Source organism: Yersinia sp. 2545 StPb PI (genome assembly GCF_052217125.1).
GTDB lineage: Bacteria > Pseudomonadota > Gammaproteobacteria > Enterobacterales > Enterobacteriaceae > Yersinia > Yersinia enterocolitica_E.
In genome coordinates this window covers 2,140,943-2,155,384 of the sequence record NZ_JAZGPY010000001.1, presented here as the reverse complement: position 1 = coordinate 2,155,384, position 14,442 = coordinate 2,140,943, and the positions used below count along the sequence as shown (strand labels likewise).

Here is a 14,442-nt window from a genome sequence, read left to right as displayed (position 1 = left end):
CGAGGGGAGAAATATAATGCAAAAGATTACAGACGATCTGTCGGATCTCGAACGCTACTTCCAACAAACACACCAGCAATGCACCGCCAAAACACCTTGGTTTACGCGTTGGCTATATCTTCCGGTAGCAGAAAGAATGCAAATACTGGATGACTTACTGCTGCCATATTCAGAGAAGCCCCAGCAGAAGCAATAAGCGCTGTGAGTGAATGCAGATAGTTGACCTCATGAAGAGAGGCCCAGACGGGAGGTGGCTGCAACGGGCTCACTCAGATGTGTGCGTTTTAGCCAACTCTATGGCAGCTTGAATCGCTGAGCGCGCTTGCGGGCTATTCTTCCAACAAGTAGAACCCACCATGGCCGCCGCACTGGTGACAATTTCACCCATATCCGCCTGACTGAGTTGCGCAAGGGAGGTAAAACCGAGTTGTTCCAGGCGGGTGACTACCGTTGGCCCGACCCCTTTGACGGCTAACAGCGCATTGCGTTCATCGGCGTTAAAGGCCATATCAGCTTACTCCACATTTAACTATTAGAGCCGTTTTCTGGCCGCATTCTCCGCACTGAAGAACCAGAGTTCTGGCATACGGTTAGGATAAAAACGAATTTCGTAAGTATCTTTCAGGGGGGCTAAACGCCAACGCGGCCGGGCTTCACGCTTAGGTTTTAAAAAACGTAACCGACCACGCGCACGCGCGGCCTGCGTATCTAACACCCATGCAGCAGAAGCCGATAGTGGCTGACGAGTATATTCGTCTTCAACGCTGATATCACAAATGCACAAAACCGTATTCCTTGCAGAAATTAATGCTGACATGATTATTCTGGATCTACCCTATTGAACCAACTGTTGCTCGCCAGAGATTTGATCTATATCACATATAAGTTACCGTAGCGTTAGCAGCATTTATTCACTCAACCCGCTCACTTACCAGTGATTCATCAGCTATGAGTTAATCCCCGATAGCCTTTTGCCTGACGTATCGCGTAGAGTGGCAAAGTAGGGAATAATGCACTGTTGCAATATATTTACCCAATGTACGACTAATTGCCTGATATGCTTTACTTTCATCGGGGCGTTTGATGTTATTTTCGGAGTAAGACTGATGCAAGATATTTTCGAATTATGTAAAGCCATTGGTTTAGGCTTGGTATTACTGCTGCCACTGGCAAACCCGTTGACAACGGTAGCCCTATTACTTGGGTTATCTGGCAACATGACCAGCGAGGAGCGCAATCAGCAATCGAAGATGGCATCAATCTATGTCTTCTTTATTATGACCATCGCTTATTATGCCGGCCAGGTTGTGATGAATACCTTCGGTATTTCTATTCCCGGTTTGCGGATTGCCGGTGGGCTAATTGTGGCGTTTATTGGTTTTCGTATGCTTTTTCCGCAGCAATCAGCTGAAGATACGCAATTAGAAGCAAAATCGCAGGATTTAAAGAAGCGAAAATCTATTAATATCGCCTTTGTGCCACTGGCGATGCCAAGTACCGCTGGGCCAGGTACTATTGCCATGATAATCAGTTCTGCCGCATCAATGAAAGGCCATGCTGTATTCAGCCCATGGGTCGTTACGGTTGCCCCAGTGCTGATTTTTCTTTGTGTTTCATTGATTTTATGGGGTTCACTGCTCAGTTCCGGGGCCATTATGCGCTGGGTGGGCAAAAGCGGCATTGAAGCTATTTCACGCTTGATGGGGTTCTTGCTGGTGTGTATGGGCGTACAATTTATTATAAACGGCATCCTGGACATTATTGCCAACTACCATCCAGCACTTGCATAACCAAGAGTGAGATTGGAGAGGGAAACGCTAGCCGATGTTTATACTGATAACAGTTACGGCGCCTATAAGACTACATCGGTTAGCGTTTTAATATTACTCTGACATTGCCCGGTACGCGGTATCTACTTTCCACAAATAGCGTGGTGCTTGTGCGGCCGGATGTTTCTTTTGTATATGCTGATAAAACTCGTTCGGGCTAAGACTATTTATTTTATTTACTGCCAGACGTTTATCTGATGAAAAAGTCCGTAGCATCGCCCCCGCACCATTGGCATAAGAAACGATGGTGGCATAACGCAATGTTTGCGGATCACTTATCCCCGCTAACTGCTGGTTTTGCAAAATATTGATATACGCCGCGCCAATATCAATATTCTTCACCGGATCTTTTAATTCACCTGAACTCGGTTGACCATCGCGCCCTTTCATCCGGTAGGCATCTCGACCAGCGGTAGAGGCTTTAATCTGCATCAAACCCACAGCATTCGAGGTGCTCACCACATCAGGATTGTAACCAGACTCCACCTGAATAATGGCTTTAATCAAGGTTTCATCAACGCCGTAATGGCTGGCTGCTTGTTTAATTACATCGCTATAGGCAACTGTACTTGAACCGCCGCTGCTTTTCGGTCCGTTAAGTAAACCACCCTGTGGCGCGGTCTTCAGCCACCCGTTATTTGCTTGTGGTGACGGAGTTTGTTTAGCACACCCCGCCAGCAATAAAATTGCCATTAGGCAACCGACTTTTGGATTCACAGTATTCCCCGTGCTGATAAGCCGTTTTGTAGCATATACAAGTTGTCACCTCGTCCAAATAGATTTTTTGGCCTAGCTTGACCATTATCAACATAATGATCAGGCTATATTCAGTAACTATCGGTAAGTTTTAGTTTATTGTATGGCAAGGCTTGACTTCATCGCTAATGATATTGATAATCATTTTCATTTAAAGAAAGGGAACATCGCCATGTTTATTAAGCAAAAAATACCCTACCTGCACTCAATTAGCCGTATTACACCCCGTTTTTTACCTGCCATTACCCTATTGGCTCTTGTTGCATTCTCCTCGATGATCAGCAACTCAGCCTTGGCAGAAAATAAACCCAGCGACTCTGATAAAAAATTCAAAATTGTGACTACATTCACAATTATTCAAGATATTGCGCAGAATGTCGCCGGTGATGCTGCCATTGTTGAGTCAATCACCAAACCCGGCGCAGAAATTCACGACTATCAGCCCACGCCACGAGATATCGTGAAGGCACAATCAGCAGACTTGATTCTCTGGAATGGGATGAACCTGGAGCGCTGGTTTGAGCGTTTCTTTGAAAATATTAAAGATGTCCCTTCGGCTGTGGTTACAGATGGCATCACCCCCCTGCCTATCCGTGAAGGGCCATATAAAGGTATTCCGAATCCACATGCCTGGATGTCACCATCAAACGCTTTAATCTATATTGAGAATATTCGTAAAGCACTGGTGGAGCACGATCCCACCCATGCTGAAACCTATAATCGTAATGCCAAAGCTTATGCTGAAAAAATTGCCGCCTTGGATGCCCCGTTGCGTGAGCGTTTATCTCGCATCCCCGCACAGCAACGGTGGCTGGTGACCAGTGAAGGTGCCTTCAGTTATCTGGCAAAAGATTATGGTTTTAAAGAAGTTTACTTGTGGCCAATTAATGCGGAAGAGCAAGGTTCCCCGCAACAAGTGCGCCACGTGATTGATACCATGCGCGCAAATAAAATCCCGGTGATATTCAGTGAAAGTACTATTTCCGATAAACCGGCGAAACAAGTTAGCAAAGAAACCGGTGCACAATATGGTGGTGTGTTATATGTAGATTCTCTGTCGAATGAAAAGGGGCCGGTCCCAACTTATATCGATCTGATTAACGCCACTGTACAAACTATCGCGAAAGGATTTGGTCAATGAGCCATGCTGTTTTTGTCCGCCCGGAGCTGGTAGTGGATAATGTCACTGTCACTTATAACAACGGGCATACTGCTATCTATGACGCCAGTTTCTCACTGACCGGTGGCACAATTTGCGCCTTGGTCGGTGTGAATGGTAGCGGTAAGTCGACACTGTTTAAAAGTATTATGGGGTTAGTTAAACCCAGTGTCGGGAAAGTAGAGCTGAGTCATAAACCCATCAGCCATGCCTTAAAACAAAATACCATCGCTTACGTGCCGCAGACCGAAGATGTCGACTGGAATTTCCCAGTGTTGGTGGAAGACGTGGTCATGATGGGCCGTTATGGCAAAATGAATTTTCTGCGCATCCCGAGCCGGGAAGATAAAACCATTGTCGATAAAGCCATTGAGAGAGTCGGCTTGACGGCATTACGGTCACGTCAGATCGGTGAGCTATCGGGGGGGCAAAAGAAACGGGTGTTTCTGGCCCGCGCGTTGGCACAGCAAGGCTCAGTCTTGTTATTGGACGAGCCGTTCACCGGCGTTGACGTCAAAACAGAAAATGCCATTATTGATTTATTGCGGGCACTGCGCGATGAAGGCCATCTGATTCTGGTTTCCACGCATAACCTCGGTAGCGTGCCAGAATTTTGTGACCACGTGATTCTGATTAACCAAACCGTGCTAGCCGCCGGGCCGACCGAAACCACCTTTACCCAAAAGAATCTCGAAATGACTTTTGGTGGTGTTCTGCGCCATATCAATCTCTCCGGTACCGCACTGCACGATGATAATGACCCACGCACCGTCACGGTCATTACCGATGATGAACGTCCTGCGGTATTTTATGGTCACACCAAGAATGACCCGCCGGCACAGAGTCAGTCAAAGGAGAATAACCCCTGATGCTGGAACTGTTACTGCAACCGTTTAACTACAATTACATGGTCAAGGCTATCTGGGTCAGTGCGATTGTTGGTGCCGTCTGCGCATTCTTATCGGCATATCTGATGCTGAAAGGTTGGTCGCTGATGGGGGATGCGCTATCGCACTCCGTCGTTCCGGGAGTTGCTGGCGCTTATGCTCTTGGGCTGCCTTATGCCGCTGGTGCATTCTTTACCGGCATGCTCGCCGCATTGGCGATGACATTAGTGCGCCATATCACTCGTCTGCGTGAAGATGCCATCATTGGTTTCATCTTCTCGACCTTTTTTGCTGTTGGTTTATTAATTGTTTCGCTCAACCCTACCTCGGTCAATGTCCAGTCGATCATTTTCGGTAATATTCTGGGGATAGCAGACGAAGATGTATTGCAGGTAGAGATCATAATTTTGGTTTCGTTTGTGATTCTATGTCTGATCTGGAAAGACTTGCTGGCGGTGTTTTTCGATGAAAGCCACGCTATGTCGATAGGACTATCACCCCTGCGCCTGAAAATTTTGTTCTTCACCCTGTTAAGTGCCTGTACTGTCGCGGCTTTACAGACTGTTGGCGCGATCTTAGTCATTGCCATGGTGGTGACCCCCGGGGCGACGGCTTACCTACTCACGGACCGTTTCAGCCGCTTACTGATGATAGCGATTGCCATTGGTGCCTTTACCAGTGCCTTTGGTGCATATCTCAGCTTCTATCTGGACGGCGCAACAGGCGGGGTCATTGTGACCTTACAAACACTGGTCTTCCTCTTAGCCTTTTTCTTCGCGCCGAAACACGGATTACTGGCGACCCGTTTTCGTTCGCGGCAAAAACGCCGTCACCCACTACCCCACCTGCCAGAGGATAATGTATGAATACATTGTTTAGTCTGGTCAGCGAACCCTTCGCCTACCCCTTTATGCAACGGGCGATAGTGGCCGCGATTATTACCGGTGTGGTGTGTGCAGTCTTGTCTTGTTATCTGGTGTTAAAAGGCTGGTCATTAATGGGGGATGCTATCTCTCATGCCGTGCTACCAGGCATTGTGCTGGCCTTTTGGCTCGGTATTCCGCTGGTTATCGGTGCCTTTGTCTCAGGTATATTCTGCGCGATTGCCACCGGTTATTTAAAAGATAATAGCCGGGTCAAAGAAGATACCGTTATGGGGATTGTGTTCTCCGGTATGTTCGCATTTGGCCTGGTGCTATTTTCCCGCATGGATACAGACCAGCACCTCAGCCATATTTTATTCGGCAATATGCTGGGTATTTCATTAGCGGAACTGAAACAGACATTGTGGATTGCCGGCTTCACTCTGTTGGTGGTGCTATTAAAGCGTAAAGATTTCATGCTCTACTGCTTTGATCCAAACCATGCCAGGGTGATTGGGCTGCCGGTCAAATTGCTGCACTATGGCTTACTTTGCCTGCTGGCATTGACCATCGTGGCATCATTGCAGGCGGTTGGGGTTATTCTGGTTATCGCCATGTTAATCGCCCCCGGTATTATCGCCTTTATGGTTTGCCGTAGTTTTGATCAAATGCTGATTGTTGCCACACTGGTGTCAGTGGTGGCCTGTGTGCTGGGCACCTTAATCAGTTTCCATATTGATGGTGCCACGGGTCCCTGTATTGTCATTATTCAGGCACTGTTCTTTGTGGTCGCCCTGATTTATAGCCATATAAAACCCGTAAAGGGCCGAAAAATATCCCCTCAGGCCAAAGCTGCTAGCGCTAAAAACCTGCCGAAAGGTAACCTGCTATAATCAATTAAGTCCCAATAAATATGCCGGATGGCCATTACGCTGTACGGCATATTTATTATTCAGATTCAGCCAGCAGCAAGTTTTTTACCATGCCATTTTTGTCGTAATATGAGCAAAACAGCGAAACGACTAACACTTTACCAGTAGAATCAGTCTTTTGTTTGATCCGGCACGGGTATCCCTGTGCGCCAGCTCTTGTTCTTCGCAGCATAAAGACGCTAACCTAATGATCTGTAGCCAGAGTCATTGGACTTGCAGGTAGCAGCGAATGTCAAATCGGCCGGGAGTCGATTTAAATAGCATTAATGCTAGCCCGCAGGATGAGCCTTATGGATTAGGCTCATTAATCCTGATGCGCTAATAATGTAGTCGAGTGATTAGGATAAGTTAACGTCGCTAACAACCCTGTAATTTCAAGTTCACAGGGTTTAACTGGCAGCTAATAGGGGGTGAATCATGTGGCAAGCAGTGAATCGTCTGTTAGGTGAATATCTCGGTCCCGCCGAAATTCGGGAAAGGACTGAATTACCGGGCGGAGATATTCATGAAGCCTGGCGTCTCAGTTATGGTGAGACTGAGGTTTTCGTAAAATGCGATACCCGTGAGATGTTACCCATATTTACCGCCGAAGCTGATCAACTCGCTTTATTATCCCGCAGCAAAACAGTCCAAGTCCCTGAAGTCTACGGCGTGGGCAGCGATCGCGATTACAGTTTTCTGTTACTAGAGTATCTCCCCCTAAAGCCACTCGATGCGCATAACGCCTATTGTCTGGGCCAGCAATTAGCCCATCTGCATCAATGGAGCGAACAACTGCAATTCGGGCTGGATTTTGATAATGATCTGGCCACCACACCGCAGCCTAATAGCTGGCAGCGCCGCTGGGGGCAATTCTTTGCTGAGCAGCGTATCGGTTGGCAATTGCAATTAGCGGCGGAAAAAGGCATGTCTTTTGGTGATATCGACCAGATAACTGACTTAGTTCACGCACGTTTACAAGGCCACCAGCCACAGCCCTCACTCCTACACGGTGATTTATGGCCAGCTAACTGTGCTGCCAGTGCCCAAGGGCCAGTAATTTTTGATCCCGCCTGTTATTGGGGAGATCGCGAGTGCGACCTTGCGATGTTACCGCTCTACCCTGCCTTACCCGCCCAAATTTATGATGGTTATCAGCGTGTTTGGCCGCTGCCTGCCGATTTTATTGAGCGCCAACCTATTTATCAGCTTTATTATTTATTGAACCGCAGTAATTTATTTGGTGGACAACACTGGATTAACGCGCAGAAAGCCGTTGAGCATTTGCTGCACCCCGAACGTTTTTAGTGAGATACCCGCTCGCTGGTTAGCACGAATAACCCGCCTATTATAAATAGCACCCCCAATTATTGGCTAGCCAACCAATAAGGGTGCTTTTTTTATGACCAACATCTCATAACGAAAGACGCCTTTCCTAAAAAAACATGAACAAAACCACAGATTAGATGCATTTCCACTGACTAATAATGACGTGACACCCTGTTCTTTTTTGCCAGCGACAACCCACGGCAAAAAGCGCTTACTTAAATAAAATCAAAAGCCTTCGTCGAGGAATATCTCATAACCTTCGATAGGCATTCTATTGCCAGTAATTGGGAGCAAGACAAATGGTGGATATGCGTGAGTGGGAAAACCTCGCTAATAAAGAATTAAGCAAACGAGGAAAAAAAATAGAAGATTTGATCAGCAAGACGCCCGAAGGTATTGCGGTAAAAGCACTTTATACCGCCAGTGACCTTGATGGATTAGAGGTTACTGGCTCATTCCCCGGTCTTGCACCCTACGTCAGGGGGCCAAGAGCCACAATGTATGCCGCTCAGCCCTGGACAATTCGCCAATATGCTGGTTTTTCAACCGCTAAAGAATCAAATGCCTTTTATCGCAAAAACCTGGCTGCGGGGCAAAAAGGTCTTTCTGTAGCATTTGATCTTGCCACTCATCGTGGTTATGACTCAGATAACCCACGCGTTTCTGGTGATGTGGGTAAAGCAGGTGTGGCAATTGATAGCGTTGAGGATATGAAGGTTCTGTTCGACCAAATACCACTCGATAAAATGTCTGTTTCGATGACGATGAATGGTGCGGTGCTGCCCATTCTGGCGTTTTATATCGTCGCGGCCGAAGAGCAAGGGGTAGAGCCTGCGCTACTGACCGGCACTATTCAGAACGATATTCTGAAAGAATATCTGTGCCGCAACACCTATATTTACCCACCCAAACCCTCCATGCGCATTATTTCCGACATCATCGCCTGGAGTTCGCAAAATATGCCGCGCTTCAACACTATCAGCATCAGTGGCTACCATATGGGAGAAGCCGGCGCTAACTGCGTGCAGCAAGTGGCTTTTACTATTGCTGATGGTATTGAATATATCAAAGCGGCCTTAAATGCCGGTTTAAATATTGATGACTTCGCCCCACGCCTCTCATTCTTCTTCGGCATTGGCATGGATCTGTTTATGAACATCGCCATGTTACGCGCCGCACGCTACCTCTGGAGTGAGGCGGTCAGTGGATTTGGCGCAACCGACCCTAAATCATTAGCGCTACGAACCCACTGCCAAACTTCAGGGTGGAGCCTGACCGAGCAAGACCCCTACAACAATATTATTCGTACTACCATCGAAGCTCTGGGCGCAACACTCGGCGGCACACAGTCTTTGCATACCAATGCTTTTGATGAGGCTCTCGGCCTACCGACTGATTTCTCAGCACGCATTGCGCGTAATACACAAATAATCATTCAGGAAGAATCGGCGATTTGCCGCACCATTGACCCGCTGGCAGGCTCTTATTTTGTCGAGTCATTAACCGATCAAATGGTGAAACAAGCCAGAACCATTATCAAACAGATCGATGATGTGGGCGGCATGGCCAAAGCCATTGAGGTTGGGCTACCCAAACGGATGATTGAAGAGGCGTCCGCCATTCAGCAATCACTTATCGATCAGGGAAAACGCGTTATTGTCGGGGTGAATAAATATAAGTTAGAGACAGAAGCTGAAACTCAGGTGTTGGATATTGACAACGTTAAAGTGCGCAATGAACAAATTGCACAACTTAAACGTATTCGCGCCGAGCGAGATAACAGCGCGGTTCAACAAGCATTGCTAAACCTGCGTCATGCGGCGGAAAACCATGAAAATCTACTGGAAGCCGCAGTTCAAGCTGCACGACTGCGGGCAACACTGGGTGAAATCTCAGATGCAATGGAGAGGGTGTTTGACCGCTACCTGGTACCAAGCGAATGCGTTACCGGTGTCATTGCGCGCAGCTATCACCAGAGCGAGAAAGACGCTCAGGAATTTGATCAAATAGTGGCGCAGACCCAAACGTTCTTCAGTGAGAATGGGCGCAGACCCAGAATTCTGATTGCCAAAATGGGCCAGGATGGCCACGACCGGGGGGCTAAGGTTATTGCCAGCGCTTACTCTGACCTCGGTTTTGATGTCGATCTTAGCCCGATGTTCTCAACACCGGATGAAATCGCCCGTCTGGCGGTGGAGAATGACGTTCACGTCATCGGTGCTTCTTCCCTTGCCGCCGGCCACAAAACATTGATCCCCGAGTTGATTGAAGCGCTGCGTCAATATGCACGGCCAGATATTCTGGTGGTGGCTGGGGGGGTTATTCCGCCACAGGACTACGCCTTCTTGCGTGAACAGGGTGTGGCAGCAATTTATGGGCCGGGTACACCAATGCTCGTTAGCGTGCGTGACGTTCTACAACTCATCAGCCGCCGCCATGATTGATATCGACAATATGGCGGACTACGTTCACCGTTTACGCCAGGGAGACCGAGCCGCATTAGCGCAAGCCATGACCCTGGCAGAAAGCCGCCTCCCCCGACATCAGGCATTAACCGCTCGGCTGTTAGACCGCATTATGCCTTATACCGGTCAGGCTAAACGGCTAGGCGTTACTGGCACACCCGGTGCGGGGAAAAGCACCTTTCTTGAGGCGCTAGGCGAAGAGTTATTGGCACAAGGGCATAAGGTCGCGGTGATTGCCGTTGACCCCAGCAGCCCGATCAGTGGCGGCAGCATTTTGGGCGACAAAACCCGCATGCTGAATCTCTCACGCGCTGAGCATGCGTTTGTGCGCCCGGTGCCGTCAGGGGGCCACCTCGGTGGGATAAGCCAGAGTACCCGCGAGTTGATCTTGCTCTGTGAGGCCGCAGGCTACGACGTCATCATCGTTGAAACCGTCGGCGTTGGGCAGTCTGAAACCGAAGTGGCTGAAATGGTGGACTGCTTTATCTCTTTGCAAATCGCCGGTGCGGGCGATGACCTACAAGGCATTAAGAAAGGCATTATGGAAATGGCCGATTTTATTGTGATTAACAAAGATGACGGCGACAACCATAGCAATGTTGAAATCGCCCGCCATATGTATCACAGCGCACTGCATATCATTCGTCGTAAATATCCCGCATGGCAGCCACGGGTTCTCACCTGTAGCGCGTTGGAAAAACGCGGTATCCGCGAAGTGTGGCAAGCAGTACAAAGTTTTTGGCCGGTCATGACGCAAAGTGGGCAGCTCACCACCTTGCGCCAACAACAAAATCTTGGTTGGGTGCGTCATCAGGTAGAGGCAAATGCACTTGCAATGCTGTTTTCTCACCCCGAGGTCCGCCAGCACTATCAGCAAATTGAAGATCTGTTACGTCAAAATCAAATCTCGCCGCGAGCCGGTATTAATGACGTAACCCATTTTATTACACAAAAAATTATCAATTAAAGGGAACAACCATGTCTTATCAGTATGTCAAAGTGTTGATTGCCAATCGGGTGGGTATTATTGAGTTCAACCACACACGCAAACTCAATGCCTTAAGTAAGGTGTTTATTGATGATTTGATGCAAGCGCTGCATGACCTCAATCATACCGATATCCGCTGCATTATTCTCCGCGCGCCCGAAGGTTCAAAAGTGTTCTCCGCCGGCCATGATATTCACGAATTACCCACTGGCCGACGGGACCCACTGTCATATGATGACCCACTGCGCCAAATCACCCGAACTATCCAAAAATATCCTAAACCGATCATTTCGATGGTCGAAGGTAGCGTTTGGGGTGGTGCATTCGAGATGATCATGAGCTCAGATATTATTGTGGCTTGTAACACCTCAACCTTTTCGATGACACCGGTGAATCTGGGCGTTCCCTACAATTTGGTGGGTATCCACAACCTTATTCGCGATGCTGGCTTCCATATCGTGAAAGAGTTGATTTTCACTGCCGCGCCAATAACCGCGCAGCGTGCACTTTCGGTTGGTATTCTCAATCATGTGGTTGACCCCGCTGAACTGGAGGATTTCACACTGAAATTAGCCCACGTCATTTCTGAAAAAGCACCACTGGCGATAGCCGTTATTAAAGAAGAACTACGGGTTTTAGGCGAAGCCCACACCATGAATTCAGATGAGTTTGAGCGCATTCAAGGTTTGCGGCGTGCCGTCTACGATAGTGAGGATTATCTCGAGGGTATGAGTGCATTTATGGAGAAGCGTAAGCCTACCTTTTTGGGGCATTAAACCTTCTCAACCAGAGGATTTCTTTATGAAACGGTCATATTGCATAATGAGCGCGGATGAAGCCGCTGAATGTATTGAACATGGTCATATGGTGGTGTTCAGTGGTTTTACCCCAGCCGGAGCGCCTAAGGCGCTTCCTGCCGCTATAGCCCGGCGCGCTATAGCACATCATCAGCAGCAAAAAGATTTTCAGATTCGTTTACTGACCGGCGCGTCCATTAGTGCTAAAGCTGATGATGAAATGGCTGAGGCTGACGCTATCGCCTGGCGCGCGCCCTATCAGACCGCATCATTATTGCGGGAAAAAATCAACTTGGGTGCGGTCAGTTTTGTCGACCTGCATCTGAGTGAAGTGGCGCAAATGGTTAACTATGGCTTCTTTGGCGACATTGATGTCGCGGTTATTGAAGCCTCGGCGATCACCGCTGATGGCAAGGTGTATCTTAGCAGCGGCATTGGTAATGCCCCGGTTTTTTTACATAAAGCCAAGAAAATCATCATAGAACTCAATCATTATCACAGCCCACGGGTCGCTGAACTGGCTGATATCATCATGCTCGGTGCCCCACCACGGCGTAATACCCTGCCTATCTACCATACGTTGGATAAAGTCGGCCAGCCCTATGTACAGGTGGATCCGAGTAAAATTTTTGCCATCGTTGAAACCGAACTGCCGGATGCCGGTAATAGTCTGGATCGCGAAAACCCACTATGTGAAAAAATAGCCGACAATGTGGTGAGTTTCCTGCTTAATGAACTCAAATTGGGCCGTATTCCACCAGAGTTTCTCCCGCTGCAAAGCGGCGTCGGTAATATCAATAATGCCGTGATGAAACGTCTGGGAGAAAACCCAGATATTCCGCCGTTTATGATGTATTCGGAGGTGCTGCAAGAGTCGGTGGTTCAATTATTAGAAACCGAAAAAGTGATGGGGGTAAGTGCCTCCAGCTTGACCGTTTCCCCCGCCTCATTGAAGAAAATCTATGACAATATGGATTTCTTCTACCCGCATTGTATTGCGGCCACAGGAGATTTCTAACAACCCAGAGATCATTCGTCGGTTAGGGGTTATTGCCCTTAACGTCGGGCTTGAATTTGATATCTACGGCCATGCCAACTCGACCCACGTTGCCGGTACGGAATTGGTCAACGGTATTGGCGGCAGTGCAGATTTTGAGCGTAACGCCTATTTGTCGATCTTTATGGCCCCCTCCATCGTCAAAGGTGGAAAGGTCTCCACCATTGTGCCGATGTGTACCCATGTTGATCATAGTGAGCACAGCGTAAAAGTTATCGTTACAGAACAAGGCGTGGCTGACTTACGCGGGCTATCACCCATGCAGCGTGCCACCACGATTATCAATAACTGTGCACATCCGATGTATCGTGACTACCTGCATCGCTATCTGGCACAGGCCAAAGGCGGACATTTGCATCACAATCTGGCGCAAGCATTCCAGTTGCACCAAAATCTGTTCGAATTTGGCTCAATGTTGGCACCTTAATCACCCTCTCGGTCTGAATGTATATAGCCCATGACTTTTTCGATGTGATGATTATTCTTGAGCGAATATAGGTACTCTCGCATATACATGGGCTGATTCGGTGCATCAAAATATTTCAGCTTGGCGGGGTTAACTAACCGATAAGCAAACTGAGGCACTACCGTCAGAAACTGCCCTTGCTCAACAGCACTGATTTTTGCCATAAAGCTGTAGGGGCGATAGATAATAGTGGGGTTAATGCCAATCGCACGGAAATGCGCATCCAGTAGAGCCTCAAAATTTGCCCTATTTTGGAAGCGCATTTGCAACCAAGGCAATGTATTCAACAACTCTAGAGCCTGGATATTCTCAAAGCGACGTGACACTAAAAAACCGAGCCGTAAAGAGGGAAGCTCCGTGGCTTGCAGGGTATCAATATGGGTGACACGTTGTGACGCTTGCTGCGGGGAGATAATAAAATCTACACGGCGATCGAGTAAGTCATCAATCACACTGTTTTCGTTAAACTCAAAAGGCTGAGCGGTAATCCCGTCGTATTTATCGCTGAGACTGAACAATTGATCAAAAATGATGGTTGGGTAAGTGTTATCAATTCCTATCACAATATTCTTCTGACGCTGTGATATAGCCACAATGCTGTTATCTATAGCTGAAAGTCGTTGATAAATAGGAAATAGCTCCTGATAAAGCTCTTGTCCTGCTTTATTGAGGCTGATACTTTTCTCATTACGAGTAAATAAGGAATAACCGACCAATTCTTCCAGCGCCATAATACTTTTGCCGAAAGGAGATGCCGTCATGTGTAATTTTTCAGCCGCCTTCGCCATGCTATTTGTTTGGGCTAACACAATAAAATTACGCATTTTCTTGGAAATGAAAACGTTCATTACTTTACTGATATGACAGAGGAGAGAGTGCTACAGCATAAGGGAATCACATCAGAAATAGTGTGAGTGCAAGAAGAGTATCACTAC

Annotated in this window: 14 protein-coding genes and 1 pseudogene; 11 read left to right on the top strand and 4 right to left on the bottom strand. The window is 47.8% G+C overall.

Annotated features, from left to right (window positions below):
* The first annotated feature begins 16 nt into the window (after positions 1–16).
* Positions 17–196 (top strand): hypothetical protein, encoded by a 180-nt coding sequence (locus V1955_RS10015; protein ID WP_083163601.1) that lies wholly within the window; start codon positions 17–19, stop codon positions 194–196.
* Positions 197–265: 69 nt separating this feature from the next.
* Here the strand turns inward: V1955_RS10015 and V1955_RS10010 are convergent, their stop codons facing one another.
* Entirely contained in the window at positions 266–508 is a 243-nt protein-coding gene (locus V1955_RS10010) for a Pathogenicity locus (protein ID WP_083158685.1), read from the bottom strand.
* Between the two features lie 24 nt (positions 509–532).
* Positions 533–784 carry a hypothetical protein gene (locus tag V1955_RS10005; protein WP_193784813.1) on the bottom strand — a complete coding sequence of 84 codons (252 nt, stop codon included), beginning with the start codon at positions 782–784 and terminating at the stop codon, positions 533–535.
* Between the two features lie 322 nt (positions 785–1,106).
* On the opposite strand from V1955_RS10005, the gene V1955_RS10000 reads away from it, so the two are divergent.
* On the top strand, positions 1,107–1,790 hold the full coding sequence (locus V1955_RS10000; protein WP_083158683.1) for a MarC family NAAT transporter: 684 nt from the start codon (positions 1,107–1,109) through the stop codon (positions 1,788–1,790).
* Between the two features lie 93 nt (positions 1,791–1,883).
* On the opposite strand, the gene V1955_RS09995 is transcribed toward V1955_RS10000, so the two are convergent.
* Positions 1,884–2,546, bottom strand: a complete 663-nt coding sequence (locus V1955_RS09995) for a transglycosylase SLT domain-containing protein (protein WP_442820847.1) — start codon at positions 2,544–2,546, stop codon at positions 1,884–1,886.
* A 211-nt stretch (positions 2,547–2,757) separates the two neighbouring features.
* Here V1955_RS09995 and yfeA point away from each other — a divergent pair, with 211 nt between their 5' ends.
* The 9 genes and pseudogenes from yfeA to V1955_RS09950 all read left to right on the top strand — a co-directional run bounded on the left by yfeA (position 2,758) and on the right by V1955_RS09950 (position 13,468).
* Positions 2,758–3,726 (top strand): iron/manganese ABC transporter substrate-binding protein YfeA, encoded by a 969-nt coding sequence (yfeA, locus tag V1955_RS09990; protein WP_083158681.1) that lies wholly within the window; start codon positions 2,758–2,760, stop codon positions 3,724–3,726.
* Positions 3,723–4,613: an iron/manganese ABC transporter ATP-binding protein YfeB gene (gene yfeB / locus V1955_RS09985; protein ID WP_083158680.1), complete on the top strand. Its 891-nt coding sequence runs from the start codon at positions 3,723–3,725 to the stop codon at positions 4,611–4,613. Before yfeA ends, yfeB begins: the two co-directional genes overlap by 4 nt.
* Complete coding sequence (gene yfeC / locus V1955_RS09980; RefSeq protein ID WP_083158679.1) at positions 4,613–5,497, top strand: iron/manganese ABC transporter permease subunit YfeC; 885 nt, start codon at positions 4,613–4,615, stop codon at positions 5,495–5,497. The genes yfeB and yfeC overlap by 1 nt, the downstream gene beginning before the upstream one ends.
* Positions 5,494–6,387: an iron/manganese ABC transporter permease subunit YfeD gene (gene yfeD, locus V1955_RS09975; protein ID WP_083158678.1), complete on the top strand. Its 894-nt coding sequence runs from the start codon at positions 5,494–5,496 to the stop codon at positions 6,385–6,387. The genes yfeC and yfeD overlap by 4 nt, the downstream gene beginning before the upstream one ends.
* Before the next feature lie 456 nt (positions 6,388–6,843).
* A complete protein-coding gene (locus V1955_RS09970) occupies positions 6,844–7,713 on the top strand; it encodes a fructosamine kinase family protein (RefSeq protein WP_083158677.1) in 870 nt (289 codons plus the stop codon).
* 320 nt (positions 7,714–8,033) lie between these two features.
* The gene (scpA, locus tag V1955_RS09965; RefSeq protein WP_442820846.1) at positions 8,034–10,178 is read left to right on the top strand and encodes a methylmalonyl-CoA mutase; all 2,145 of its coding nucleotides are present in this window, start codon (positions 8,034–8,036) and stop codon (positions 10,176–10,178) included.
* Complete coding sequence (gene meaB, locus V1955_RS09960) at positions 10,171–11,166, top strand: methylmalonyl Co-A mutase-associated GTPase MeaB (protein WP_442820845.1); 996 nt, start codon at positions 10,171–10,173, stop codon at positions 11,164–11,166. Before scpA ends, meaB begins: the two co-directional genes overlap by 8 nt.
* 11 nt (positions 11,167–11,177) lie before the next feature.
* Positions 11,178–11,963, top strand: a complete 786-nt coding sequence (gene scpB, locus V1955_RS09955; protein WP_083158674.1) for a methylmalonyl-CoA decarboxylase — start codon at positions 11,178–11,180, stop codon at positions 11,961–11,963.
* Positions 11,964–11,988: 25 nt separating this feature from the next.
* Positions 11,989–13,468 (top strand): annotated as a pseudogene (locus V1955_RS09950) (succinate CoA transferase).
* On the opposite strand, the gene srsR reads toward V1955_RS09950, so the two are convergent.
* Positions 13,465–14,355 carry a LysR family transcriptional regulator SrsR gene (gene srsR / locus V1955_RS09945; RefSeq protein WP_083158672.1) on the bottom strand — a complete coding sequence of 297 codons (891 nt, stop codon included), beginning with the start codon at positions 14,353–14,355 and terminating at the stop codon, positions 13,465–13,467. The pseudogene V1955_RS09950 and the gene srsR overlap by 4 nt on opposite strands.
* Positions 14,356–14,442: the final 87 nt, after the last annotated feature.